The following is a 26,190-nucleotide window of genomic DNA, read 5'->3' as shown; positions in this document are numbered from 1 at the left end:
GGTGGTTTTCTAGTGAAAAATATGAGTAAACCTGAAATTGATAAAGCAAATGCTAGCCACGCGAATGAAGTACTTATGCTACTTTCGCAGCTTGGTTATAAAAGTACATTGAATAATATAAAGAGGGTGTTAGCTCAAACCGACAGAAATGATGAAATTTACATTGCTCATATAGATATGCTCAGGAGCTTGGCAACTAACATGGCTACCCGGATTTCAGGTTTTGCAGTCATTTGGTTTATTCTCGGACTTGTTGTAGGTGTAGCAGCAATTGCTGCGCTGATGAGTAAAGCTCCTTTCATTACTCCGGCGTTGCTTATGATGTCAGTAACACTGTTTATGCTAAGTGCACAACGGACAGAACGTTTTGTAATGGAGCCAACTAAATTTAAAAAGCGTATACAGTTTTTCTGTTTTGCTACGGTTATTCTCAGTAGCCTTTCAATTGTGTTTAATGCGGCGGTGTAGTAAGTTTATAACGACGCTATTGGTAAAGCTAACACGGTTGGGTCGGTTCCAGCCGCCCAAAACTTTGCCTTGGTGGTACTTGTGGTAAGGCAATTTCTGTCAACTTTAGAGTAAAAGGAATTATTGTGAAAAAACTGATTTTATTTTTGTCTTTGTGTATTTCTTCTTTTGTTTTGGCCGATGATTCTACGGCGTCAATTGTGGCAAAAGAATGGCTTAAGATTGTAGACTCTGGTGAATATGTCGAAAGTTGGGAAAAGTCAGATCCTTTCTTTAAACTACAATTATCCCAAAGTAAGTGGGATGCCGCGCTTACAGGTGTTCGTGCTCCATTAGGTGCGGTTAAATCACGCGCTGAGATTGGCATAGAGGAATATTCATCACTTCCCGGTGCCCCAGATGGTTTGTATCTGGTGATTCAATTTCAAACTGAATTTCAAAATAAAGAATCAGCAACGGAAACATTGACACTTAGCAAAAGTAGTGGGCAATGGCTTCCTGTTGGGTATTTTATAAAGTAAATTTTGGTGTGTGATGCCAAAAACCATGAAATAGCATCATATCTAAATAATGTGGAATCTTCGTCGATGGGACTGGGAGCCAACAAGCCGTATGCCACGCACATAGCCAATATGCTAATTGAGGCTAAAGACCACTGTTTTGCTAAAGCGCGCTAACAAAAACTCCTCTGCAGCTTGCTACGTCAGCTTTCACTATGGATACTGAAAATCAACGCCTAAACCACAGCGAAACAAAGGAATTTAAACAATGTGGCAGTGCCCCAACTGTGACAGGGAATTTACCCGTATCAACCAACGACATGTCTGCGGCACCGGCAACCGGGATGACGTAATACGCGACCGGCCACAGTCTGTTGTTGAAGTATACCGTGCCATAGAGGCATTGGTCAGTGGTCTGGGCAAAGTGGAGATAGTGGCAAGAGACAGATATGTGCTGTTCAGAAGCCGCCGAATTTTTGTTGATCTGTCAATTATGAAAGATATGGTGCGCGTTGCCGTTCATATTGGTCGTAAGGTAGAAAACCCCATATTTATCAAAGTGGTTGATGATGGCAAACAAGTTACGCATGTGGCCAAAATTGCCAGTCTAGATGAGCTTGGAGTCTTACAACCTCTGATTGAGGAGGCCTATAGGTTTTCTATTGCCAGATAATTCATGTTACGGCCTCACCATTCAGGGCCGTGGCTGCAAAAGCAGACTGATTATATTAAGGAGAAAAGACAATGAAACTTGCGCATTATGAAGGTAGCTGCCAATGCGGCGCAGTAAGCTACGAAGTGGATGTCGATCTGGGCAATACCATTACTTGTAACTGTTCCCGCTGCCAACGGATGGGCTTTGTGCTGGCATTTACCTCAAAGGACCAATTTACCTTAAAGTCCGGGGAGCAGCAGCTCAGTGAGTATCTTTTCAATAATAAGGCAATTCGTCATCTGTTTTGTAAAACCTGCGGAGTGGAAAGCTTTGCTTACGGCAATATGCCGGATGGTTCACAAACTGTTGCTATCAACGTCAATTGCTTAGCCGGAGTGGAGCCAAGGGCGCTGAACAGCCAGCATGTTAATGGCCGCGACATGTAGCTAAATGGGCGTCGGGCTGCCTTGCTATGGAGCTTGTTTTGCAAGCTCTATACGGCTTTCACCGGCAGTTAAAAAACCAATATTGCTTCGACCACGTAAGCCTGCCAACCATCGCTAAATTAACGTCCGGATTAAATTACGCCAAGCCGCGATGCTTGCGGTAGATCAATATTACCCGCCGCGGATACTCTATATTATTTGCATCCTTTGTGATTGATTTGCGTAGGTTTTAAGGGCTTATTCAGGTTCCTGGGTTAAAACCGCTGTGACGACCTGACACAGACCGGGCAGTCCGGGTGGCGAGACAGCTTAAAGGTATGCCACTGGCCTGTGCGGGCATCGAACTGTTGCAGTTGCGCTGTTTGCACCGGTAGTCCGGCCAGTAGTTTCACTGCCATCAGGGCTTGCATTACGCCGATAACGCCGACCACCGGCGAAAGAATGCCGGATTCAACACAACTGAGATTTTGTTCGCCAAACAGGCTGGAAAGGCATTGATAACAGGGGCAGTCTAGGTGGGGCTGATAACAGAACAGTTGGCCTTCCATGCGGATGGCAGCACCTGACACCAGCGGCTTTTGCAGTTGTACGCAAAGGCGGTTAATCAGATTACGGCTGGTTAGGTTATCAGTGCAATCCAGTATGACCTGATGCTGGCTGATAAGCTCAGAAAGCTGCTTTTCATCAGGGCGGGTAGCCAATGGCGTTATTCGGCATTCGCTGTTGATGGCATGCAATCTGGCGGATGCCGCCTGGACCTTCTGCTGGCCAATATCGCCTTCGGCAAACAGGATCTGCCGGTGCAGGTTGCTGAGTTCCACTTTGTCATCGTCACATAATGTCAGATGACCAACGCCGGATGCGGCCAGATATTGCGCGGCAGGGTTACCCAGGCCGCCCACACCCATGATCAGAACGTTGGCGCACAGTAGTTTTTCCTGGCCTTCAAGGTCGAAACCCGGCAGCAATACCTGCCTGTTATAACGAAGGGCTTGTTGATGGTTGAGCGTATCGGACATCACGGCTTCCTGCGGAGTTTTGTTCTTTTTAACGCCTGACGTGTCCAGGGGCAATACCTATTTGGGCGTTGTGGCTACCCCATAGGGTGTATGGCGAAAGTTTGTTCTTGCTGGTCAACTGACCACTTAGCAGTAGTTGGGAGTGACAGATGGAAACGCTAGGCTTAGTTATCACCTATCAATGCAGTGATGCCTGGTTACAATCCGCTGATTTTGAACGTGGCGTGACACGACTTAACACCCTGTTAAGTGAATGTGGGATTACCAGCGTGGCAATTAGCGGTAATTGCTTCAGCCCAGGCTATATACCTGATATTTATCCGCATCATGGCATATTGTCTGCGCTGCACGCCGGGCTGTTTTACCGCCCTGAGTGTCATTTGCTCTGTGTTGCACCGGATATGCCCGGCTTATCCACCGAACTGCTGCGCTGGTTGCTGGTGTCCGGACGCATTGCCGAGCGCAGTTGCCACTATCGTCATCACGGTCTGCCGCTGTATCTGCACAATAGCCAGGCCCTACGTGAATGCCTGGAGCACCGCTTAACCTGTGGTGAGCCGGTGAATACCGATTGCCTAACTATTTTACAGCCCCGGCAATTGGTCGCGCCTGATCCTAGCTGTCTGCTGCGTACCCTTAGTTAGAGGGTTTAAATTACCATTAGGGTATTTTAAACCCTGTCAGGTTGATGGTTCATTTTACCCTATTTGAATTAAGCTCATATAAAACAATAGGATAAACATGGTCTGCTGTTTGCAGAGTCTGGCTAAGATAAACCAGTAGAGAGTTAACAGGAGACACTATGGAAATGTTGTATCAATCCCTGGGTAATCTGGCCATTCAAATTGCCGGTGCCACGCGGGTTTTCCATCACTATAAGTTGGATTTTTGCTGCGGTGGTCATCGTACCCTGGCCGAAGCACTGCACAAGAAGGGCCTGCAAGCCGAGCCTATTCTGACAGAGCTTAAGCAACTGGCAGAGAAAGGTGAGACCGAAAAGGATTGGACTTCTGCCAGTAACCAGGAACTGATCGCACATATTCTGGAGCGATTTCATGCCAAACACAGACAACAACTACCCGAGTTGATCCGCCTGGCCAGACGCGTAGAACAGGTGCATGGCGATTCAGCCGATTGCCCGCAGGGGCTGGCAGAACATCTGGAAAACATGCATCTGGAATTGGAAAACCATATGCTCAAAGAAGAGCAGATTCTATTTCCTATGCTGTCAAATGGCTTTCATCCGTCTGGTCCCATCAATGTCATGCAGGAAGAGCACCTGGATCATGGTGAGGCACTGGAGCAGATGTTGACACTGGCCCATGATCTGGAACTCCCGCTTGGCGCCTGTAATACCTGGACTGCCCTCTATCTGGGCCTGAAGGAATTAAAAGAAGACTTAATGGACCATATTCACCTGGAAAACAATGTCCTGTTTGTTGAGCGCCAAAGCGGCGAAGGCAGTTGTTGCGGTAGTTGTCACTAAGCACGGCTTTCCAGCCATCGGGTGGGCGTAGTGGTCTGATTGCCCACCCGATTTTTTCTATCTTTGTATCTTATCTGTGGTCACTTTTTTTGTGTTAGTCTGGGGCAGGTATGCATGTCGGATAGATGCGGGGCGGCTTGTCAGGCCACCCGGGTCGATAGGATCTGATTGCTCTGTCCGTGAATCAGCGCTTCAGTCAGGCATTTAATCAGACTGGCCACTTCCGCAGCCGCTTGGTTCATACTGAGCAAACAAGTCTTTGCGGTTTTGAATTGTTTCTCGTTTGCTGCCTGCAAAGCCAGGCGGGCAAATTCATGTACCTGTTCATGCGGTTGCTCCAGTTGCCGGAATTGCCGAATGGATTCGAAGTGGGTGCGAAACATGGGGTTGTAATACCAGCGACCAATGCCGCACTCTTCTTTGCCAATAGCCTGCGTCAGGTCAATAGGCAACAGGCCTAGCACCATACGTTGTACGGTGACGACCAACTGCAATTCCTCTATGTTGCCCAGCTCAATCTCTGCCAATAAGGCACTTTTAACCAGGCTGGCCTGAATATGCCGCATATCCTGCAGTTGCTCACTGATATTTCCGATATGCCGCTCCACGTGCCCAAGCTGATGTTGGGTCAGAGCGATATCCTGTTGGCTTTGTTTGTGGGTTTGCTCCACTTTGCGCTCTATTTCCTCTGCCTTGTCACCTATATGGCCGGTAAGCTGCCCGGTTTTTTGTGCCAGTGTCCTCACTTCGTTGGCCACTACGCTAAAACCCCGCCCGTGCTCCTGAGCACGAGCTGCTTCAATGTTGGCATTGAGAGACAGCAGATTGGTGGTTCGAGCCACGTCGTTGACTTGCTCGCTAATTGCCTGAATTTGCCCGGTGTGTTGTTTCAAGTCGACGATATCTGCTGCCATTTGCCGGGTTCGGCCGAGAATGTCGCCAAGATTGCCCAGCACCTGACTGAGTGCATGCTGAACATGCACAGAGCGTTTGTTTAGAGATTCCATATTGTCTCTTTCGTCGGCCAGGAATGTCTGCAGTAGCTGAAAGCTTTGCCGGTAGCCATCCAGCGAATCAGCAAAGCCGGTTAATATGGCCTGCTGTTCATGGCGTAAGCTGTCCTTTTGTTTGAGACGCTGGTTTTCCTGTTGGCACAGATATAGCTGCTGTTGCATATCGCACTTGGCCTGTTGTTCTGTGCGCAGTGTTTCTGATGCTTGCAACCATTGCTGTTTGTAGTGCTGGCCGAAATATTGTTGTAGGGAGTGAAGCAGCATTTAAACCTCCAGTTTTTGTGCATGGCGTCCAATACATCTGAGCACATAGGCGATTTTTAGCAGGGTGGCTGCAAAAATCAGGCTGATATGGGCACTCACCTGCACAGTGATGCTGAAGTGATCGGCGGCCAGGTAACCTACCCAGATTGTCAGCAACATAATGCTCACAGATAAAACCAGCAGGCCTTCGGCCATTCGGGTCAGTTGTGGAAATTTCATGTATACCTCCATAAACAGTTTGGGCAGTAGGGCAGGATGTGCGCCTGCCCCAAGGGGTTAATCTTGTTCCGCGGTGGTGGGTTGCGTTAGGGCCGAATTGTGCCCCCATGCCAATAAGCCTTTAACCACCTGCCAGGACAAGGCGAGGGCGCCGATGATAAAAATCACATCGCCTAAGGTTCTGATCCAGCGCAGTGTTTCCAGCAACGGAGTCTGCATAAAGGCTTCACTGCGGGCATACCAGAATCCCTGTGACACACTGGCATAAAATTGCAGTACGCCAATGGGTAGCAAACTGGTGAAGAGCATCAATACCAGACCGCCGTTTAACCACCAGAAGCCGACTTTCATCAGTCTCTCGCTAAAGACTAAACCTGGCCGGATATAACGCAGCACCAGCAGGGCAAAGCCCAGGGCCAGGAAGCCGTACACCCCAAACAATGCAGCATGGGCATGAGTGGCCGTGGTGTTCAGACCTTGTATGTAATAGAGCGCAACCGGGGGATTGATCATAAAGCCAAATACCCCGGCCCCCAGCATGTTCCAGAAAGACACCGCCACAAAACACATCAGTGGCCATTTGATCTGCTGCATCCAGGGCGCACGTTGTTGTAAGCGCCAGTTCTCAAATGCTTCGTAGCCCAGTACCACCAGTGGCACCACTTCCAGCGCACTGAATGTGGCACCTACCGCCATTACCGGGGTGGTGGTGCCGGAAAAATACATATGGTGAAAGGTGCCAGGTACGCCACCGAGCATAAACAGCGATGCCGAGGCCAGACTGGCCGTTGTGGCCATGGTGCGGGACACCAGGCCCATACTGCAGAAGATAAAGGCCAGGGCGGTGGTGGCAAACACTTCAAAAAAGCCTTCCACCCAAAGATGGACTATCCACCAGCGCCAGTACTCCATAATGGACAAATGTGTGCGCTCGCCATAGAAGAACCCTGCACCATAGAACAGGCCTATGGCGACCACTGAGGCGGTTAGCAGTGCCAGCAGATTGCGGTCACCTGGCTGGCGCAGGGCTGGGACGATACCGCGTAGCATCAGGCCCAGCCAAAACACAATGCCAGCAAACTTACCTATTTGCCATAAGCGGCCAAGATCAACAAATTCGTAACCCTGATGGCCCAGCCAGAAGCTCCATTCGGCTGGCATGATTTGCGCAATGGCCAGGTAATTACCGGTAAAGGAGCCAATCACCACGATCACCAAGGCCCAGAACAATATATCGACCCCAAGTTTCTGGAATTTGGGATCGCGCCCGCCATTGATGATCGGGGCCAGGAACAACCCTGCAGTCAGAAAGCCGGTGGCTATCCAGAATAGCGCGGATTGAATATGCCAGGTTCTGACCAGGGAATAGGGAAAGTACTGTGATACATCCAGGCCATAGAATTGCTGGCCTTCCACCGTGTAATGGGCGGTAAAGCCACCCAGAAAAACCTGAAAGGTAAAGAGCGCCACCACCAAAAACACATATTTGCCCAGCGCCTGTTGCGAGGCTGTCAGCTTGACCAGACTCAGTGGGTCTCGCTGTGGTGCCTGTGGTTCGGCATCCTCTTTACGCAGAAATGCCCAGGCCCATACCAGGCCGCCGATGCCGGCAATCAGCAGGACCACAGAGATAACCGACCACAGGATGTTTTCGCCTGTGGGTTGATTATCTATCAGGGGTTCATGGGGCCAGTTGTTGGTATAGGTTGCAGCAGAGTCAGGCCTTTCGGTGGCGGCGGCCCAGGCTGTCCAGAAAAAGAAATGTGCCATGCTGGCACGTTTACCTGCATCTGGCAGGGTATTTTCTTTCATGGCGAAACTTTCACGGCTACTTTGCAATTCAGGGTGGTCACTGAATAGCTTGTCATAGTATCCGGCCACGTCCGCCATGGCGGCCGCCCGACGGGCACTGACCAGCACAATATCGCCTGGCTGCAGCGTGTTTTGTCGATACTCCTGTTTAAGGCGAAATTTCAGCAGATTCTGCTGTTCGGCATCTAGCCTGCTATAGGCTTGTCCGTAGGTGTCTTCTGCCGCCAGTTGCAGCCAGGCCATCAGTTCCCGGTGTAACCAGTCGGCAGTCCAGTCGGGGGCCTGATAAGCGCCATGGCCCCAGATTGAGCCAAGCTGCATACCACCGATGGATTGCCAGGCTGTCTGACCATCCAGGATTTGCGATTCGGTCATCAGCACCTGTCCCGAAGGGGTGACCACTTGCTGAGGAATAGGCGGGGCCTGGCGATATACTTCGCGACCGAAATAGCCCAGCATGGCAAAGGTAACCGCCAGTATGGCGATAAGCACAAACCAGAGTCGACGATAATTAGCCATACATCCTCTCCCGGTGATGGGTAAATAAGTGAGTGCTGACAGGCAGCATCTTGCAACAGGTAGGTAGCATTTGGGTGTTCTCCGTTATTGTTGTGAAGCGCAACCTTCTATGGCAAGGCCTGTGCCATGGTTTAACTCAATGAAAATAAAGAAATAAAAAACAATATGGTAAAATAGACCTTGTTTTGATAAGGTTCTATTTACCGTTTAAAGGGTTGTAAATACCATGATGAATGAATTTCTGGTGGCAGATCTATCGGTCGAACTGCCTGACCAACTGCGTTTAGAAAGACTGGTTAAAACCCTTAAGGCCGAGTTTGAATGCGGCGCCGTAGCGCTGCTGAAACTGGAAGGTGAAATGCTAAAGCCCCTGGCTGTCACCGGGCTGGTCAAGGAAACCCTGGGACGGCGTTTCTTACCGGCCCAGCACCCAAGGCTGGCGGCAATTCTGACCAGTGAGCAGCAACCGGTCTGTTTTGAACACAGCAGCGCGTTGCCTGATCCTTACGACGGCTTACTGGATCAGTTAGCCGGTGAACCGCTGCCTGTGCATGACTGTATGGGAATGCGCCTTGAGCAGGATGGCAAGAGTTGGGGGGTGATCACCTTTGATAGTTTGTCACCCGGCACCTTTGATCAGTCGGCGTTATCCAGACTGAAACAGCAGAAACTCTTACTGGAAGCCGCTATTCGCACCACCCGGCTGGAGCAGGAAAATCGCAGCTTGCGCCAGTCGCGCATTGGTGCGGCAATGCCGCAGGAAGCTGGGGGCAGCGGTGAAACCGAAATTGTTGGACGTAGCCAGGCATTGCAGCAACTGCTGGCAGAATTGGATACAGTGGCGGATTCAGAGTTACCGGTGCTACTGCTGGGGGAAACCGGTGTCGGCAAAGAATTATTTGCCAGGCGTTTGCATCTGCACTCCAGGCGGGTAGATAAACCCCTGATCCATGTGAACTGCGCGGCGTTACCCGAATCCTTAGCGGAAAGTGAGCTGTTTGGTCATGTTAAAGGAGCGTTTTCCGGGGCACATCAGGAGCGGGCTGGCAAATTTGAAGCCGCCAACGGCGGCACCTTGTTTCTCGACGAAGTAGGGGAGTTACCGCTGGCCGTGCAGGCTAAGTTGCTAAGGGCTCTGCAAAACGGTGAAATTCAGCGCCTTGGTGCTGATAAGCCGCGCAAGGTCAATGTACGGATTGTGGCCGCCACCAATCGGCAGCTTAAAGACAGTGTCAAAAATGGCGATTTTCGCGCCGACCTTTACCACAGGTTGTCGGTATACCCCGTGCCTATTGCACCACTGAGGGAAAGAGGCAATGACATCCTGCTGCTGGCCGGTCATTTTCTGGAACAGAATCGTGCGCGACTGGGATTACGCAGTCTGCGTTTGTCCAGTGAGGCAGAACAAGCCTTGCTGGCTTACCAGTGGCCGGGCAACATCCGTGAGCTGGAACATGTGATCAGTCGGGCTGCGATCAAATGTCTGGGACGCAGCCCGGCCCGTGACGGCATTTTCACCCTGGCACCGGAGCTATTGGATCTGGATGTTGATTACAGCCAGCCTGTCGTGCCAGCAATAACTGAGGCAGCCAGTGAGCAGACGTTGATGCCGATGAAAACTTTGTTGGATCAAACTCAGCGGCAGGCCATCAAGGCTGCACTGGAGTGCAGCGGGCAAAACTGGGCTCAGGCAGCCCGGTTACTGGAACTGGACGCCAGTAACCTGCATAAACTGGCAAAACGCCTTGGGGTAAAATAACCACTAACAGTGAATTCGCGCTTTCAGGCCTGGGGCGTGCAGCAGCGCGCTCTTGTTGCTGTTGGCTGCGCGCCTGGCTGCACAGTTACTGGCGGTGCCACTGCTGCGCTTTTTGTTGATCTTGCGGATTGGCCTGCACCCAGTGTTCACCAGTGTCGCCTTGTTCTTTTTTCCAGAAGGGCGCGCGGGTTTTTAGCTGATCCATAATGAACTCACAGGCCAGAAAGGCGTGGTGCCGGTGACAACTGCTGACACCAACAAACACAATTTGCTCACCGGTGTTTAAAGTACCAACGCGGTGAACCAATCTTACACGGCTAACCGGCCACCTATCGCGTGCTTCTGTGACTATTGCTTTAAGGGATTTTTCGGTCATGGCCGGATAATGTTCCAGCGTGAGTGTTTGTACCTGGTTATGCTGATTAAAATCCCGTACCAGACCAACAAAACTCACCACCGCGCCGTCCTGTCGGTTACCGGCACACAGTGCCAAGTACTCTTCGGCCTGACAGAAGTTGGCCTGCCTGACAGAGATATAATCTGATGGTTGCCTGGCACGCATATCAGCCTCCTGTTACCGGTGGGAAAAAGGCCACTTCATCGCCGGAATGTAAGGGATGATGGTCATTCACTAAGCATTGATTAACCGCGGCCAGGGAATTATCCGGGGCAAGATAAGCCTGCCATTCTTTGTGCTGGGCCATTAAATAATGGCGCAGCGCACCAATATCGTAAAAGGCGCTGTGTAAGGTCAGCTTGTCATGGCCCAGTTGTTCCCGTAGCTGGGCAAAAAATAACACGGTAATCATACTGACTGGTCCTCCTGCCAATGGCCGCTTTTGCCGCCTTGTTTTTCAAGTACCCGGATGTCACCGATGCACATCGCCGGGTCTACCGCTTTACACATATCAAACAAGGTCAGTGCTGCTACCGAGACGGCGGTCAGCGCTTCCATTTCCACACCGGTCTGACCTGCCAGTTTGCAAAGGCTGCGGATCAGCACGGCCTGGTTGGCCTGTTCCAGTTCAAAGTGAATATCCACCTTACTAAGCAGCAGCGGATGGCATAAAGGGATCAGATTGGCACACTGCTTGGCTGCCTGAATACCGGCCAGTCGCGCTGCTGCGAACACGTCCCCCTTGGGCAAACTGCCCTGGCTTATCATTGCCAGCGTCTGTGGGCGCATTGTTATTCTGGCTTGGGCGCTGGCCATGCGCTGAGTCACTGGCTTTTGGGTGATATCTACCATGCAGGCGTCACCCTGTTGATTGACATGACTAAGACTCTGCATCAGCGCCCCACACAGCCATGTTCGCCAAGTAAATGCGCGACGAAGTTACAGGGGCCAGTGCTGGCGTCCAGTTGTGGGGCCAGCAAATGCTGCCAGGCAGTGCGACAGGCATTGGTGGAGCCGGGCATACAGGCTATCAGGGTATGATTGGCCAAGCCGGCAAAGGCCCTGGATTGCATTGCCGCACTGCCGATATCGGCAAATGAAAGCTGCCTGAATTGTTCACCAAAGCCATCTACCTGCTGGGCCAGAAGCGGCAGCAGGGCTTCGGGGGCGCAGTCTCTGGGGTGAAAGCCGGTGCCACCACTGATCAGCACCACCTGAATGCCCACATCAGCAATCCACTGGCTGACCTGGGCCCTGAGGGGATAAAAATCACAGCGCAGCAGTTTTCTGTCAGCCAGGTGGTGACCCGCCGATGTAATGGCGTCTGCCAGATACTGACCTGAACTGTCCTGTGCCAGGCTACGGCTGTCAGACAAGGTCAGCAGCGCAATGTTTAAACAGAAATTCGTTTTCATTAGGCACTCCTGGGGGCCGAGGCATGTTGCCACTGGGCCGGGGTATTGATGTTTTGCAGCATATTTAGCTCAGAACAGGGTATGGACAGCGCGCCCTGCTGGTCAAGCATCTGCCGCACCGAGCCGCAACCTTCGTTTTCGAGTAACTCAGCCAGATAATCACGCAGCGCCGGGTTTACCGGTAAATACAGGGGTAAAAAACTGTCTTGAAAGTAGCAGGGGCTTTGCCGCTGTCGGCCCTGATGGCAAAGTAAGCGCAATGGCGCGGCCTGCAAAAATGGCATATCCACCGGCACGATCAGCAGCTCGTCATCATCCTGCAGATGGGTGAGTACGGCATGAATGCCACCCAACGGACCGGCATCTTTAATCAAATCCTGCACAAAGCCTAGCTGGTTGCGACTTATCATTACCCGTTGACAACCGCTGTCTGCCAGTAATCGGCTGGTATGCTGCAAAAGTGATTGCCCATGGTAGTCCAGTAAAGCCTTGTCGCAGCCCATGCGGCTGGATTTTCCCCCGGCCAGTACCAATCCGGTCAGCATATTATCCTCCCAGCATGGCCAATTGGCGGGTTGCGCCGCTGTGACCCTGATGCAGCCAGTGACTGGCATCTTTAAGCCCAATCAGTTCTGACAAGCGTTGCTGCACGGCGGCAATATCGCCGGTTTGCAACCAGGGGCGCAGCGACAGGCCCTGCTCGGCAAACAAGCACAAATGCAGGTCGCCGTTGGCAGCCACTCTAAGCCTGTTGCAAGAGGCACAAAAATCCTTGTCGTAGGGCATAATCAGGCCGATACGCCCCTGGTAGTCCGGGTGGCTGAACTCCTGGGCGGGGCCAGCGGCTTTATCTGGTGTAATGCGGGTCCAGCCCTGTTCAAGCAGCGCGCGCTTAATACCCTGGCCACTTAAATGATGCTGGCTAAAAAACGCCTGATTGTCACCGGTTTGCATCAGTTCTATCAGGCGTAAGGTGACCGGCATGCTTTTCAGCCAGGTTAGTGCAGTCTGCAGCAGCGATTGAGAATAGGGTTTAAGCAGGACCGCATTGACCTTTACCGGCAAATTTAATGCTAAGGCACGGTCCAGTCCGGCCAGCACGGTATGCAGTTTGTCATGGCCGGTAATGGCATAAAACTGGCGCGGATCCAGGCTGTCAATACTGACGTTCAGCGCATTCAGTCCGGCGCTTACCCATTGGTCCACCATCTTGGGCAATTTAAAACCGTTGGTGGTCAGGGCGACTTTTTGGATACCCGGCGTCTGTGCACAGCGCTGTATAATTTGTGGCAGATCTTTACGCAGTGACGGTTCACCACCGGTGATACGAATTTTACTCGTGCCCAGACCCGCAAAGGCCCCGGCCAGAGTGGTAATTTCCTGTGGGCTGAGAAAGGCTTGCCTGGTATTGCCCTGATACCCTTCAGGCAGGCAATAGCTACAGCGAAAATTGCATACTTCGGTAATCGACAGCCGCAAATAGCGAAAGCGGCGGCCAAATCTGTCTTCCAACATACTCACACCTTTCCAAACATGGGAGGCTGGCAGATTTCTCGTCCAACCCTATAGGCCAATGGCGCATGCCCGCAGGTTTAGCGCTAAGGGCTCGGCAGGCCCGGAACGGTCCGGGCACTGACAAGCCTACGTGAAATTGGCATTATGACTATTCCCCAAAAGGGATAGATGGACGGCGCATTAGCGTTACCAGGCTGCGCTTAGCATCAGCCACAGTTTGTTGGTATCGGTGCCGGATTGACCTGCATGGTAGGCCGCATATTTCACCAGCAAGTCAAGCTGGTCGTAAACTGGCAAGCCAAACGTGGCATCCCACTCATGGCCGTAGTCAAGATGGTTCTTATCACTGACAAAATGATGGTAGGTCAGCTGTAGCTTGGCGTTACCCAGACTGGTGCCAAGCCCGGCGTGGCTATCTTGCAATCCTTGCATGGGGGTATTGAGGAATTTGTCGGCAAAACCCTGGAACTTATGCAGGGTCGCCAGTGGCGTGACAATCCGGCCCTGTGCGTCCGCGCCCAGACGTTCATAACCCAGATGCCAGTCAAGTGCCTGCCATTTACCAGCCACACGGGTAGACCAATAAATGGCCCGATAGTCCGCCGGGTTCTCGGCATAGTCCTGTTGGCTGGCCAGGCTGGCAGTGATCTTTATACCGGCCACTTCGCCGTTATATGTGACGCCCAGGGTTTGATTCGACAAGGCCGGACTCTCGGCAAAATCCATCCAGTAAGAGAAGGCGGTGAGCCGGTGTTGCCTGTGCAGTTGATAGTGGCTGTTGAGTAAATGGATATCCCCGTGCCAGGTGCCAGCCGGGCTGTTATCGCCGAAAATGCGATTCACCCGGTGGAAATAGCTGTAATCCAGGCTGAGATCCTGCCATTGATATTGCAGGCGGTAGCCGTCAAAGGTTTGTTCGTTCTGACGCCAGCCGACGCTACCGACGAAACGCTGGTCGTCCAGATTGAGCCGTTGTCGTCCGGCTTTCATCTGCCAGGCGCCGTGCTGATAAGCCAGGTACGCCTGGTTGATGTCGCTGCCGGTGGGATCGGCTATCACAGGGCGGTCTGTGACCCCGTTGCTGGTGGACTGATATTTTTCGGCGCCCAGATGCGTCACGCTGTCCAGTTCCATATGCGCCGACAGTCCATAATAGTCGCCGCTGTGATAGCCGAAGCGGCCGCGCAGGGTATGGGCCCAGGCTTGATGTGACCATTGCTTGTCATCCACCATTTCGGTGCGATAACGCAAGCTGATGTTGGCCTTACCCTGAGTCAGGGCGTCGCTCAGATCAGGATGTGGGTCGGCAGCCACGGCCAGGGGCAGCAGCAAGGGCAGAACAAAACATTTCATAGTCGGTGTCCGGGTGATGAGTACAGCCTTTACTATGAAAAGTGTCACAAGCTAACTTGTTGATGTATATCAAAGCGCCGCGCCCACTACCCCCAAGCCTTCGGCGCTTATCCTAAAGAGGTATCAAGCCTTACCTTGCTGATTAACCATCCACACCGCGGCTTCTACCCTGGAACGTAGATCCAGTTTTTTCAGCAAGTGTTTTACATGCACCTTCACCGTGCCATCTGAAATATCCAGTTCCCTGGCAATCAGCTTGTTGCTCAGTCCCTTGGCGATAAGTTTAAGAATATCCAGTTCTCTGCTGGTCAGGCTGGCCAGTGCGCGGTTGGTTTGGCGCTGTGGACGGCGCAAGGCGGTTGCCAATATCTCGGTGAGCTTGGGACTCATAACCATTTTGCCCAGTACTGCTTCTTTGAGCTTATCGATCAGGGCGTCGGGGTCCATGTCTTTCAGCAGATAACCGTCGGCGCCTAAGCGAATGGCCTCGACCACATCCTCATCACTGTCTGACACTGTCAGCATAATAATGCGGGCAGTCACACCCCGTTCACGCAAGGCTTTGAGAGTTTGCAGACCGTCCATGCCCTGCATATTCAAATCCAGGGTAATCAGGTCCGGGTCCAGGGTTTCGGCCAGCTCGATAGCCTGCTGGCCACTGCTGGCTTCGCCGACCACCTGAAGATCATCCTCCAGTTCGATCAGTTGGGTCAGCCCTTTGCGCAGCAGGGGGTGGTCATCAACCATTAATACGCTGGCGGGGGTAAAATCAGACATCCTTTGCTCCGGTCATTATCTGGATAGTTTTCAAAGCCTAACCTTTGCGGGCAGGGATGCCAACCAATCTCAGGAGATAGGTGGGTACCTCTTAGTGGGTAGTTGGCGTAGTTGCTCTGAACGGCAAATTACAATCCGACCACTTCTTCATCACGCTGGGCAAAGTACTCAGGTTCGAACTCAAAACTAACCAGGGTGCCACCGTCAGCATGGCGGCAAACACTTAGTTCACCGCCGAGATTGCGGCTGCGCTCCCGCATAATGGCCAGACCGTAATGGTTCAGTTTGCCCGGATCTTCCTCAATTCCCACCCCGTTGTCTCTGATACTTAGTCTGAGTAACGATGGATTGTGCTGGTCACGGCGCAAGCTGACCACCACTTCATCGCCACAGGAATGGTGCAGGGCGTTTTGTGCCGCCTCGCGGGTGATTTGCAGCAGATGTATTTCCTCATTCGGGCTAAATGGCAGATTCTCCACCTCAAACTCCAGCTTAAAGCGAATCTGTTCGCTGCGTTCCTGCAACTGCTGCAGGCTCTGCGCCATGGCCGCGTGCAGACTCTGTCCATCCATTTTCAGGCGGAAGGTGGTCAGCAGTTCGCGTAGCTCGCGATATGCCGAACTTAAGCCGGTTTTCAGTTCATCAATCACGGGTTCGGCCTTAGTGGCACCGTCCGGCATTTTCAGCAGTTTTTCCAGCCTGGCCACCTGAATTTTCAGGTAAGACAATGCCTGGGCCAGGGAATCATGCAATTCACGGGCGATTACGGTGCGTTCATGCATCAGCACCAGGCGGCGGCTTTGTTCCTGTTGGTCTCGCAGGCTGAGACTGACGGCAAACTGTTCGGCCACCGACTTGAGCAAACGCATTTGCCAGGTTTCCAGCTTTTGGCCGGGCTGTAACTGGCAAACCAGCACGCCGTAGTTGTTATTGGAGCGACTCAGGGGGAAGGTCAGTTTGTTGTCGCAGGGTGGGGTATTGTCCACACAGCCCGAACAATCCTGCTCCACGCAGCGGCTGGGCAGAATTTTGTCACGGGTCATCAGATGCTCGTAGGGGGTGCTACCCGAGGCCGTCATCACGCACAGATCCAAATCTGACAAACCGGTGATATTGGCTAACCGTTTCAGCAAAGGCGCAAAGTCGGAGGGATGGCTAAGGGAGTCCTGCAAGCTATTGCTGATATGGAAGAGCAACTCAATAGACTGATTACTCTGCTGCAGGCGTAAGGTTTTTTCCTGGACTTTCTTTTCCAACTGGGCATGAGAACGGCTGAGCGCGTCAGACATATGGTTAAGCGTATGGCCCAGCAGCGCTAATTCGTCGTGGCCATGGTCTGGTGCCCGGCCGGTGAAGTCGCCACGACCAATCTGACGGGCAATCTGGGTGAGCTGTGCCAGTGGCTGGCGGATATGGCGGCTGATCGTGAACATGGCCACTATCATCAGCAGCGCGGTTAACAGCAGCGCCAGGCCCTGAATCAGGCGAATGGCGGCAACATTCTGTTCGGCGTGCTGCTGATGCACGCGGACCAACTGATCAATGCTTTGCACGAGTTGGTCTACTTCATTTATCAGGGTTGCCAGCTTGTCGGGGCTGTGCAGTGTGGCCAGCATGTCCGCTTTAATACTGTCCTGCCAGCGGGCCAGAATAGACTCGTATAAACGAAAGTGTTCGCTGCGCCGTTCAGCCCGTGCTGGTCGCTGCAAGGTGGGCAGTTGCAACGTGCGGTCAAATTGCTGCACCTGCTGAGTCAAACGGCTTTCGCGCTCTGCCGGGCTGAGGTCTGTACGCATCAGACTCAAAAGCAGTTGATAGCTTTGCATACGCAGCGTGCCGGACAGGTTCACTGCATAGGCATCCGTTTCGGCACTGTCACTGATGACCACCGAACTGGCCATACTGACCACCGCCAGCAGGCTGATGGCAAACATCAGCAGCCCGACCTGAAAGACGATGGAACGATTGAGTTGCTTAAACATCTTTAGGCCTTGTTGGGGCACAGGGGGTACTCCTAATAAACAGGGGGAGAGGATTGTCCCTGTTTTTCTACCCATCACCCTTGGTTAATACCGCGATTTTACTGATTTTTGCCTAATTTAACAGCTACCTATTTAGGGGTAGTTGCCTCTAAACCCTTCTCTGACAGGGGATTGCGGGGCTATGCGCTATCTATTTAACTAATGGCCAGGGCGGTTCCAATCGCCAAGACCAGTAGCTAAAAACATTAATGGGAGTCCGGCATGAGTCAGTTTCTGGACAGATTACAGTATTTCAAGCGTATCAAAGGGCAATTTGCCAACGGCCATGGCGTGACCACGGACGAAAATCGAGACTGGGAGGAAGGCTATCGCCGCCGCTGGCAGCATGACAAGATAGTGCGCTCTACCCATGGGGTTAACTGCACCGGCTCCTGTAGCTGGAAAATTTACGTCAAGGACGGTTTGGTCACCTGGGAAACCCAGCAAACCGATTATCCTCGCACCCGTCCTGATCTGCCGAATCATGAACCGCGCGGTTGTCCACGCGGGGCCAGTTATTCCTGGTATATCTATAGTGCCAACCGCCTTAAATATCCCAAGATCCGCAAGCGCCTGATAAAACTCTGGCGTCAGGCCAAACTGCAACACCGCGACCCGGTGGATGCCTGGGCCAGCATAGTGGAAGACCCGGTTAAGGCCAAAGACTACAAGCAGCAGCGCGGTCTGGGTGGCTTTGTGCGGGCCCGTTGGGATGAAGTCAACGAAATCATCGCTGCGGCCAATGTGTATACCACCAAAACCTATGGGCCGGATCGGGTTACCGGTTTTTCACCTATTCCCGCCATGTCCATGGTATCTTATGCGGCCGGGGCCCGTTATCTGTCGCTGATTGGCGGTAACTGCCTGAGTTTCTATGACTGGTATTGTGACCTGCCACCAGCATCGCCGCAGGTGTGGGGGGAGCAAACCGACGTCCCCGAATCTGCTGATTGGTATAACTCCAATTACATTATCTGCTGGGGCTCCAATGTACCGCAAACCCGCACCCCGGATGCGCACTTTCTGACCGAAGTGCGTTACAAGGGCACCAAAGTCATCAGTGTGACCCCGGACTACTCGGAAGTGGCTAAACTCACCGACCAGTGGCTTGCGCCCAAACAGGGCACCGATGCCGCCCTGGCCATGGCCTTTGGCCATGTGATCCTCAAGGAGTTCTATGTCGAGCGGCAGGTGGAGTATTTCACCGACTATGTGCGTCGTTACAGCGACATGCCGATGCTGGTGATGCTGGATGAACACGAAGGCGGTGGCTATGTGCAGGGCCGTTTTTTACGCGCCTCGGATCTGCTGGACAACCTTGGGCAAGACAATAATCCGCAGTGGAAAACCATTGCCATTAATGAACCCTGCAGCGAGCTGGTATCCCCCACTGGCGCAATCGGCTATCGCTGGGGCGAAGCCGAGGCCGGTATTGGCAAGGGGAAATGGAACCTTACCCAGCGCGATGGCAAAAGTGGTGAGCAACTGCAGTTGCAACTTAGCCTGAAAACCAGTCATGACGAGTTGGTGGCGGTTAACTTCCCCTATTTCGGTGGCCGGGAGCATGAATACGGTTACTTCCAGCACACCGAACACGATGCGGTGATCCCACGCAAGGTGCCGACCCGCAGGGTCACGCTGGCAGATGGACGTACAGTGCTGGTGGCCACGGTATTTGACCTGACACTGGCGAATTACGGGGTAGACAACGGTTACCAGGATCCCAACTGCGCCAAAACCTTTGAACAGAATCTGCCCTACACGCCAGCCTGGCAGGAGGCCATTACCGGCGTGCGGGCCAGCGACGTGGTGAAAGTGGCCCGTGAGTTTGCCGACAATGCCGCCAAAACCAAAGGCCGCTCCATGATCATTGTCGGTGCGGGGATGAACCACTGGTACAACATGGATATGAACTACCGGGGTCTGATCAATATGTTGATCCTCTGCGGTTGTATTGGCCAGAGCGGCGGCGGTTGGGCCCATTATGTTGGCCAGGAGAAACTTCGCCCACAGACTGGCTGGACGCCCCTGGCGTTTGCCCTGGATTGGATCAGACCACCGCGCCATATGAATGGCACATCTTTCTTCTATAACCATTCCAGTCAGTGGCGCTACGAGAAACTGCATATGCAGGAAGTGATTTCCCCGCTGGCGGACAAGAGTAAATGGACTGGGGCCATTATTGACTACAACACCCGGGCAGAACGCATGGGCTGGCTGCCGTCGGCGCCGCAACTGGGTATGAATCCTCTGCAGCTATGCCGGGATGCCAAAGCGGCCGGTATGGACGCCAAGGACTATGCCGTTCAGCAACTGAAATCCGGTGAGTTGGAATTTGCCTGTCTGGACCCGGATAACCCGAAAAACTTCCCGCGTAATATGTTTGTCTGGCGCTCCAACCTGCTGGGTTCCTCGGGTAAGGGCCACGAATATATGTTGCGCCATTTGCTTGGTACCAAACACGGCTTGATGGGCAAGGACCTGGGGGAAGAGGGCGGTCATTTGCCCGAAGATGTGAAGTGGGTGGAGCAGGCCCCGGAAGGCAAGGTGGACTTGTTTGTGACGCTGGATTTTCGTATGTCCACCACCTGTTTGTATTCGGATATCGTGCTGCCCACGGCCACCTGGTATGAAAAGGACGACCTGAATACCTCGGATATGCACCCCTTTATTCATCCCTTGTCCAAAGCGGTTGATCCGGTATGGGAGTCACGCAGCGACTGGGATATTTTCAAAGGTATCGCTAAGTCTTTCTCTGACTTATGCGAAGGGCATCTGGCGGTGGAACAGGACTTGGTCACCTTGCCGATGCAGCACGACAGCCCGGCTGAACTGGCGCAACCCTTTGGTGGCCAGGCCTGGTGGAAGGGGGAGTGCGACCTGATCCCAGGCAAAACCGCCCCCGCCATGCTAACCGTAGAGCGGGATTATCCTAACACCTATGCCCGCTTTACCTCACTCGGCCCGCTTCTGGACAAGCTGGGTAATGGTGGCAAAGGCATTAGCTGGAACACCCAGAAGGAAGTGGACTTTCTTGGTGAATTGAATCAGCGCCATATTAAACCTGGTGCTAATCAGGGCAGACCAAAAATTGACAGTGCCATTGATGCGGCCGAAGTGATTCTGTCGCTGGCGCCGGAAACCAATGGTCAGGTGGCCGTGAAGGCCTGGGACGCACTGTCACAGATCACCGGCTTGGATCACCGTCATCTGGCGCTGCCCAAGGAAGAGGAGAAGATCCGTTTCCGCGACATTGTGGCCCAGCCGCGCAAGATCATCAGCTCGCCCACCTGGTCGGGATTGGAAGACGAGCATGTGTCATACAACGCAGGTTACACCAATGTACATGAACTGATCCCCTGGCGCACTATCACCGGCCGTCAGCAGTTTTATCAGGACCATGAATGGATGCGGGATTTCGGTGAAATGCACTGCCTGTACAAGCCGCCGGTCAACCTGAAAACCATTCGACCCTTGCTGAATAAGAAAGGTAACGGCAATAAGGAACTGGTACTGAACTGGATCACGCCGCACCAGAAATGGGGGATCCATAGCACCTATTCCGACAACCTGCTGATGCTGACCCTGTCCCGTGGCGGCCCTATTGTGTGGATTGCCGAGCCGGATGCAGCCAAGGCCGGTATCGAGGATAACGACTGGATCGAAGTATTCAACGTCAACGGTGCCATTGCTGCCCGTGCTGTGGTGTCGCAACGGGTGCCCGAAGGCATGAGCATGATGTACCACGCCCAGGAACGTATCGTGAATATCCCCGGCGCCGAAACCACAGGTACCCGTGGTGGTATTCATAACTCGGTAACCCGTGCAGTGCTAAAGCCCACCCATATGATCGGTGGCTATGCCCAGCAGGCCTATGGCTTTAACTATTACGGCACAGTGGGCTGCAACCGTGACGAGTTTGTGATTGTACGCAAAATGAGCAAGGTGGACTGGCTGGACGATGACAGCGTCGACGCCCTGGATGCCCAGATGAACGAGCAGGAGAAGTAACATGAAGGTCAGAGCGCAAATAGGCATGGTGCTGAACCTGGATAAGTGCATTGGTTGTCACACCTGTTCGGTTACCTGCAAAAACGTTTGGACGTCCCGCGAAGGGATGGAATATGCCTGGTTTAACAACGTAGAAACCAAGCCGGGTATTGGCTACCCCAAGGAATGGGAGAATCAGGAAAAGTGGAATGGCGGCTGGGTACGCAGCAAAAACGGTAAACTGGAGCCTAAACAAGGTGGTAAACGCCGGATTCTGGCAAATATTTTTGCCAACCCGGATTTACCGGAGATTGATGATTACTACGAGCCCTTTGATTTTGACTATCAGCATTTGCACCGGGCCGGCGAAAGCAAACACCAGCCGGTAGCCCGCCCTCGTTCGCTGATTTCCGGTCAGCGTATGGAAAAAATTGAATGGGGACCCAACTGGGAGGAAATTCTCGGCACTGAGTTTTCCAAACGCCGTAAGGATAAGAACTTCGATCAGGTGCAGGCCGACATCTACGGCCAGTTTGAAAACACCTTTATGATGTATCTGCCACGTTTGTGTGAACATTGTCTGAATCCGGCCTGTGTGGCGTCTTGTCCCAGCGGCGCCATCTACAAACGCGAAGAAGACGGCATTGTGCTGATCGATCAGGACAAGTGCCGGGGCTGGCGTATGTGTGTGTCAGGCTGCCCCTACAAAAAAATCTACTACAACTGGAAAACCGGCAAATCAGAAAAATGTATTTTCTGTTATCCGCGTATTGAAGTGGGGCAGCCCACTATCTGTTCAGAGACTTGCGTGGGACGTATCCGCTATCTGGGCGTGATGTTGTATGACGCTGATAAGATAGCCGATGCCGCCTCAGTACCGAATGACAAGGATCTGTATCAGGCCCAGTGTGATATTTTCCTCGATCCCTTCAACCCGGATGTGCAGGCTGCTGCACGCCGTGAAGGCATTCCCGAGGCCTGGCTGCAGGCCGCGCAGCAATCACCTGTATATAAAATGGCCATGGAATGGAAGGTGGCACTGCCGCTACACCCGGAATACCGCACATTACCCATGGTCTGGTATGTACCGCCGCTGTCGCCCATTCAAACCGCGATGGAAGCCGGACACGTGGGTATGAACGGTATCATTCCCGATCTGAAATCCCTGCGTATTCCGCTTAAGTATCTGGCCAATTTGCTTACCGCCGGTGATGAAAAGCCGGTGATTCGGGCCTTAGAACGTATGCTGGCCATGCGCGCCTTCAAGCGTGCCCAGCAGGTGGAAGGCGTTAAGGACGATGAGGTGATCGCCGCAGTAGGCCTGCATGACTGGCAGATAGAAGAGATGTACCGGGTGATGGCGCTGGCTAATTACGAGGACAGATTTGTTATCCCTACCAGCCATACCGCTTATGCCGAGCAGGCCTACGACATGAAAAGTGGCTGTGGTTTCAGCTTTGGCAATGGTTGCAGCAGTTCGTCCGGGGTGAACCTGTTTGGTGGCAAGAGCCAGACGGTGCGTCAGGTTATCCCGGTAGATGTACAGGAGTAAGTCATGAAGATACTGACCTTAATTGCCAGATTACTGGATTACCCTGAAGCGGAATTGCTTGGTGCCCGTCAGGAGGTGTTGGCGCTGATTGACGCCAGCTCCATGCCTGATGAACACCAGCAGGCATTGCGCCACTTTGTTGAACAGCGTTTCAACGGCGATCTGCTGGACTGGCAGGAAGAATACGATGGCCTGTTTGAGCGTGGTCGTTCACTGTCGTTGCTGATTTACGAGCATATTCACGGTGAGTCGCGGGATCGCGGCCAGGCCATGGTGGAATTGCTTGCCCAATACCGGGCCGCCGGTTTGGAGATTGCCGAACAGGAACTGCCGGATTATCTGCCGCTGTTTCTGGAGTTCGCCTCAACCCAGCAGCATGAAGCAAGGGGCTGGCTGGCTGATATTGCGCCGGTACTTGGTTTACTGGCGGTGCGCCTGGAGAAGCGCAGCCCGGACTATGCCGGGCTGTTTAAAGCCTTGCTTGCGCTTAGTCAGGCACCGGTGGACTTGCAGGAGCTGCGCAGCCAGATCAGTGCGGAAAAGGCAGACCATACTCCCAAAGCGCTGGACAAAGTGTGGGAAGAGGAGGCCGTTACTTTCGGTGGCGATGCCATCAATGGCGGTTGCCCCAGCCAGCGTCAGCGCCCTGAACCAGGGCAGCGGCGCGATCAGCAGGTGCCCATTGAATTTTTTGATACTCCAGCCCCTGTGCGGCTGAATTAAGGAGCCGAGCATGTCATTTATCAACCATTTGTTGTTCGGGATTTATCCCTACATTGCGCTGGCCGTATTTGTGCTGGGCAGTTTGATTCGTTATGACCGTGAACCCTACAGCTGGAAAACCGGCTCCAGTCAGATGCTGGAAAGCAAGCAACTGCGTAAGGGCAGTTTCGCCTTTCATATCGGTATACTGGCGATTCTGGCCGGGCACTTTGTTGGGTTGCTGACCCCGCATCAGGTTTGGCATTGGCTGGGTATCAGTGCCGCAACCAAACAGGTGGTGGCCATGGCGGCTGGCGGCCTGTTTGGTCTGGTGTGCTTGTATGGCATGACGATTTTGCTTAAACGTCGCCTCACCAATCCACGGGTGCGCGCCACCAGCACTAAGATGGATATCATTATTCTGGTGCTGCTGTATGCCCAGCTAATCCTGGGGTTGTTGAGCATTCCTTTCTCCATGGGCCATCTGGACGGTTCGGAAATGCTCAAGCTGATGGCCTGGGCACAGCACACGGTGACATTCAATGCTGTAGCGGCTTCTCAGGCCATTGCCGGTGTCGGCATGATCTACAAGCTACATGTATTGCTGGGTATGACCCTGTTCCTGCTGTTTCCATTCAGCCGCCTGGTGCATATCTGGAGTGTGCCGGTTAAGTATATGCGCCGCAATTATCAGGTGGTGCGTCAACGCTAGTTTCACTCAGTTGACACATGGATGTGTCGTTTTTGGAGAACCGCATGATTGTCAGTGATATTCCTGCCGTACAGGTGAATGAATGTACTATCAGTGCCGAACAAATCAGTGCCGAGATGCAGTATCATCCGGCTGCCAGTCGCCGCGAGGCGGCGGTTAAATCGGCGCAGGCGCTGATTATTAACGAAGTGGTGCGTCAACACGCCGTCAAGCTGGGCCTGTGGCCGACTGACAAGTCGCTGGACAGCCAACAGGAACAGCAGCTTATGGACCTGTTACTTGAACATCAGTGTCAGTGGCCAAAGGCCAGCAGTGCAGACTGCCAACAATATTACCAGGCCAATCAAGCTAAGTTTGCCACCGCGCCGCTGCTGGAAGTTAGGCATATCTTACTGGCTGCAGACCCTCGAGATATGCATGAGCGCGAACTGGCCAAACAGGTTGCCGAGGAGTTGCTGGCCCGGTTGCAAAAAAATCCTGGCGAATTTGCGCAACTGGCCGCTGCTCACTCAAACTGCCCCTCGGCCAAACTGGGCGGCAATTTAGGCCAGGTAAGCAAGGGCCAGACCGTACCTGAGTTTGAACGTCAATTGTTGTCTGCCTCGCAGGGCTTGATGGATAAACCACTGGAAAGCCGTTATGGCTTTCATGTGGTGGATGTGGTGCGCCGTGTGGATGGTCATGCTTTACCTTTTGAACAGGTCAGGGCCGATATCCAGACCTATCTGGACAACAAGGTCAGGCGTAAAACCACCGCACAATACATCACCCGTCTGCTTAGCGAAGCACAGATTCAGGGCTTTGATTTTGGCCTGGATGGCTCACCTTTAATGCAGTAGGTCGGGATTTATCCCGACATACCGCTAAGCAGCAGGGCAACACCATGGCAGACAATCCCTTTCACGCCAAATGGTCAGCACAGGGGCATACCCTGTGTCTGGGCCACTGGATTATCCACTATCAAGGTTTACCTCTGAGCCTGCCCGACAGTAAAGCTGAAAACGATATGGATACCCGCGGCAATTTCAGTTATCTGTTTCCCGATGAAGATGACTTTATTGAGGGCACAGCCGAAGACGACTGGATAGTGGCCAATGTCGACTGGCTGATCGATGTATTTGCACAACATCATATCCCGCTGGATGAGGAACATCTGCGCTGGTTTTATCAGGCGGTCAATGCGGCTGACTGGCGTTGTGGTAGCTGTGGTGGGTGTATTTAGTTGTCAGTCGTCATCGTCAGTCATCAGTATTCAGTCGTCAGATGTGAGTTTTCAGTAACAGCATGATGTACGGCTGAATGTCCAAGGTACAGCAAGTCATTTAATTTTGTTGGGCTAAAGCCCAACCCACTGTGGGTCGGAATTTATTCCGACAACAAAACTCAGTCTAAGCGCGGTGGGTCGGACTTTAGTCCGACAGAATTAAAGTCGTCAGTTCTAAGCTAAGTGGTCAGTAATCAGTCGTCAGATGGCTGAATTAAGTGGTCAGTAAATCAGTAGTCAGTAAGCAGAAATCCTTTGACAGAGCGCGAGGGCGAGTCAGACTGAACAGCCAACAGCCAACAGCCAACAGCCAACAGCCAACAGCCAACAGC

General features: G+C 52.8%; 26 protein-coding genes and 1 riboswitch. Of the genes, 13 read left to right on the top strand and 13 right to left on the bottom strand.

The genetic code is table 11. From position 1 onward, the window contains the following. The first annotated feature begins 21 nt into the window (after positions 1 to 21). The 4 genes from CSR04_RS23725 to CSR04_RS23710 all read left to right on the top strand — a co-directional run bounded on the left by CSR04_RS23725 (position 22) and on the right by CSR04_RS23710 (position 2,069). On the top strand, positions 22 to 468 hold the full coding sequence (locus CSR04_RS23725) for a hypothetical protein (RefSeq protein ID WP_146027237.1): 447 nt from the start codon (positions 22 to 24) through the stop codon (positions 466 to 468). Between the two features lie 125 nt (positions 469 to 593). Then, positions 594 to 989, top strand: a complete 396-nt coding sequence (locus CSR04_RS23720) for a DUF4019 domain-containing protein (protein ID WP_102798840.1) — start codon at positions 594 to 596, stop codon at positions 987 to 989. A gap of 247 nt (positions 990 to 1,236) precedes the next feature. Continuing rightward, on the top strand, positions 1,237 to 1,641 hold the full coding sequence (locus tag CSR04_RS23715) for a DUF5655 domain-containing protein (RefSeq protein ID WP_102798839.1): 405 nt from the start codon (positions 1,237 to 1,239) through the stop codon (positions 1,639 to 1,641). A gap of 71 nt (positions 1,642 to 1,712) precedes the next feature. Further along, positions 1,713 to 2,069: a GFA family protein gene (locus tag CSR04_RS23710; protein WP_102798838.1), complete on the top strand. Its 357-nt coding sequence runs from the start codon at positions 1,713 to 1,715 to the stop codon at positions 2,067 to 2,069. A 254-nt stretch (positions 2,070 to 2,323) separates the two neighbouring features. Here CSR04_RS23710 and CSR04_RS23705 read toward each other — a convergent pair whose 3' ends face one another. Then, a complete protein-coding gene (locus tag CSR04_RS23705) occupies positions 2,324 to 3,088 on the bottom strand; it encodes a HesA/MoeB/ThiF family protein (RefSeq protein WP_102798837.1) in 765 nt (254 codons plus the stop codon). A gap of 149 nt (positions 3,089 to 3,237) precedes the next feature. Here CSR04_RS23705 and mobA (CSR04_RS23700) point away from each other — a divergent pair, with 149 nt between their 5' ends. Together mobA (CSR04_RS23700) and ytfE are read left to right on the top strand one after the other, a co-directional pair. Next, positions 3,238 to 3,732, top strand: coding sequence for a molybdenum cofactor guanylyltransferase (gene mobA, locus CSR04_RS23700; protein WP_102798836.1), 495 nt, complete (start codon positions 3,238 to 3,240; stop codon positions 3,730 to 3,732). Positions 3,733 to 3,890: 158 nt separating this feature from the next. After that, positions 3,891 to 4,574 carry an iron-sulfur cluster repair protein YtfE gene (gene ytfE, locus CSR04_RS23695; RefSeq protein WP_102798835.1) on the top strand — a complete coding sequence of 228 codons (684 nt, stop codon included), beginning with the start codon at positions 3,891 to 3,893 and terminating at the stop codon, positions 4,572 to 4,574. A gap of 140 nt (positions 4,575 to 4,714) precedes the next feature. Here the strand turns inward: ytfE and CSR04_RS25470 are convergent, their stop codons facing one another. From CSR04_RS25470 to CSR04_RS23680, 3 genes are read right to left on the bottom strand one after another with little or no spacing between them, the layout of a single operon-like run. After that, on the bottom strand, positions 4,715 to 5,851 hold the full coding sequence (locus tag CSR04_RS25470) for a methyl-accepting chemotaxis protein (protein ID WP_102798834.1): 1,137 nt from the start codon (positions 5,849 to 5,851) through the stop codon (positions 4,715 to 4,717). Beyond that, positions 5,852 to 6,070 (bottom strand): hypothetical protein, encoded by a 219-nt coding sequence (locus CSR04_RS23685; protein WP_245921861.1) that lies wholly within the window; start codon positions 6,068 to 6,070, stop codon positions 5,852 to 5,854. It abuts the gene before it with no gap. A 57-nt stretch (positions 6,071 to 6,127) separates the two neighbouring features. Further along, entirely contained in the window at positions 6,128 to 8,401 is a 2,274-nt protein-coding gene (locus CSR04_RS23680) for a nitric-oxide reductase large subunit (RefSeq protein ID WP_102798832.1), read from the bottom strand. A gap of 226 nt (positions 8,402 to 8,627) precedes the next feature. Here CSR04_RS23680 and norR point away from each other — a divergent pair, with 226 nt between their 5' ends. Beyond that, positions 8,628 to 10,160 carry a nitric oxide reductase transcriptional regulator NorR gene (norR, locus tag CSR04_RS23675; RefSeq protein WP_102798831.1) on the top strand — a complete coding sequence of 511 codons (1,533 nt, stop codon included), beginning with the start codon at positions 8,628 to 8,630 and terminating at the stop codon, positions 10,158 to 10,160. 85 nt (positions 10,161 to 10,245) lie between these two features. On the opposite strand, the gene moaE is transcribed toward norR, so the two are convergent. The 9 genes from moaE to CSR04_RS23630 all read right to left on the bottom strand — a co-directional run bounded on the left by moaE (position 10,246) and on the right by CSR04_RS23630 (position 17,599). Continuing rightward, positions 10,246 to 10,722: a molybdopterin synthase catalytic subunit MoaE gene (moaE, locus tag CSR04_RS23670; RefSeq protein WP_102798830.1), complete on the bottom strand. Its 477-nt coding sequence runs from the start codon at positions 10,720 to 10,722 to the stop codon at positions 10,246 to 10,248. 1 nt (position 10,723) lies between these two features. Then, entirely contained in the window at positions 10,724 to 10,969 is a 246-nt protein-coding gene (gene moaD, locus CSR04_RS23665) for a molybdopterin synthase sulfur carrier subunit (RefSeq protein WP_102798829.1), read from the bottom strand. Beyond that, positions 10,966 to 11,451: a cyclic pyranopterin monophosphate synthase MoaC gene (gene moaC / locus CSR04_RS23660; protein WP_102798828.1), complete on the bottom strand. Its 486-nt coding sequence runs from the start codon at positions 11,449 to 11,451 to the stop codon at positions 10,966 to 10,968. Before moaC ends, moaD begins: the two co-directional genes overlap by 4 nt. Continuing rightward, positions 11,451 to 11,972, bottom strand: coding sequence for a molybdenum cofactor biosynthesis protein B (gene moaB, locus CSR04_RS23655; protein WP_102798827.1), 522 nt, complete (start codon positions 11,970 to 11,972; stop codon positions 11,451 to 11,453). The genes moaC and moaB overlap by 1 nt, the downstream gene beginning before the upstream one ends. After that, a complete protein-coding gene (mobA, locus tag CSR04_RS23650; protein WP_172449473.1) occupies positions 11,972 to 12,517 on the bottom strand; it encodes a molybdenum cofactor guanylyltransferase in 546 nt (181 codons plus the stop codon). Before mobA (CSR04_RS23650) ends, moaB begins: the two co-directional genes overlap by 1 nt. Before the next feature lies 1 nt (position 12,518). Continuing rightward, positions 12,519 to 13,487, bottom strand: a complete 969-nt coding sequence (moaA, locus tag CSR04_RS23645) for a GTP 3',8-cyclase MoaA (protein WP_102798825.1) — start codon at positions 13,485 to 13,487, stop codon at positions 12,519 to 12,521. Beyond that, positions 13,476 to 13,596: riboswitch (molybdenum cofactor riboswitch) on the bottom strand. Its footprint overlaps the gene before it by 12 nt. 77 nt (positions 13,597 to 13,673) lie before the next feature. Further along, complete coding sequence (locus CSR04_RS23640) at positions 13,674 to 14,840, bottom strand: alginate export family protein (RefSeq protein WP_102798824.1); 1,167 nt, start codon at positions 14,838 to 14,840, stop codon at positions 13,674 to 13,676. Positions 14,841 to 14,963: 123 nt separating this feature from the next. Then, positions 14,964 to 15,617, bottom strand: coding sequence for a two-component system response regulator NarL (gene narL / locus CSR04_RS23635; RefSeq protein WP_102798823.1), 654 nt, complete (start codon positions 15,615 to 15,617; stop codon positions 14,964 to 14,966). Between the two features lie 128 nt (positions 15,618 to 15,745). Continuing rightward, positions 15,746 to 17,599: a HAMP domain-containing protein gene (locus CSR04_RS23630; RefSeq protein WP_102798822.1), complete on the bottom strand. Its 1,854-nt coding sequence runs from the start codon at positions 17,597 to 17,599 to the stop codon at positions 15,746 to 15,748. Positions 17,600 to 17,860: 261 nt separating this feature from the next. Between CSR04_RS23630 and CSR04_RS23625 the strand changes: the two genes are divergently transcribed. From CSR04_RS23625 to CSR04_RS23600, 6 genes are read left to right on the top strand one after another with little or no spacing between them, the layout of a single operon-like run. Continuing rightward, entirely contained in the window at positions 17,861 to 21,649 is a 3,789-nt protein-coding gene (locus CSR04_RS23625; protein ID WP_102798821.1) for a nitrate reductase subunit alpha, read from the top strand. A 1-nt stretch (position 21,650) separates the two neighbouring features. Continuing rightward, positions 21,651 to 23,180, top strand: coding sequence for a nitrate reductase subunit beta (gene narH, locus CSR04_RS23620; RefSeq protein ID WP_102798820.1), 1,530 nt, complete (start codon positions 21,651 to 21,653; stop codon positions 23,178 to 23,180). Positions 23,181 to 23,183: 3 nt separating this feature from the next. Then, entirely contained in the window at positions 23,184 to 23,903 is a 720-nt protein-coding gene (narJ, locus tag CSR04_RS23615) for a nitrate reductase molybdenum cofactor assembly chaperone (protein WP_102798819.1), read from the top strand. 10 nt (positions 23,904 to 23,913) lie between these two features. Further along, positions 23,914 to 24,594 (top strand): respiratory nitrate reductase subunit gamma, encoded by a 681-nt coding sequence (gene narI / locus CSR04_RS23610; protein WP_102798818.1) that lies wholly within the window; start codon positions 23,914 to 23,916, stop codon positions 24,592 to 24,594. Between the two features lie 44 nt (positions 24,595 to 24,638). Then, entirely contained in the window at positions 24,639 to 25,433 is a 795-nt protein-coding gene (locus CSR04_RS23605) for a peptidylprolyl isomerase (protein WP_102798856.1), read from the top strand. 44 nt (positions 25,434 to 25,477) lie between these two features. Beyond that, a complete protein-coding gene (locus tag CSR04_RS23600; RefSeq protein ID WP_102798817.1) occupies positions 25,478 to 25,816 on the top strand; it encodes a hypothetical protein in 339 nt (112 codons plus the stop codon). Positions 25,817 to 26,190 lie beyond the last annotated feature (374 nt).

This window comes from Bowmanella denitrificans (assembly GCF_002887595.1).
GTDB classification, from domain to species: domain Bacteria; phylum Pseudomonadota; class Gammaproteobacteria; order Enterobacterales; family Alteromonadaceae; genus Bowmanella; species Bowmanella denitrificans.
The sequence above is the reverse complement of the archived record's forward strand: the minus strand, read 5'-3'. Positions and strand labels throughout refer to the sequence as shown.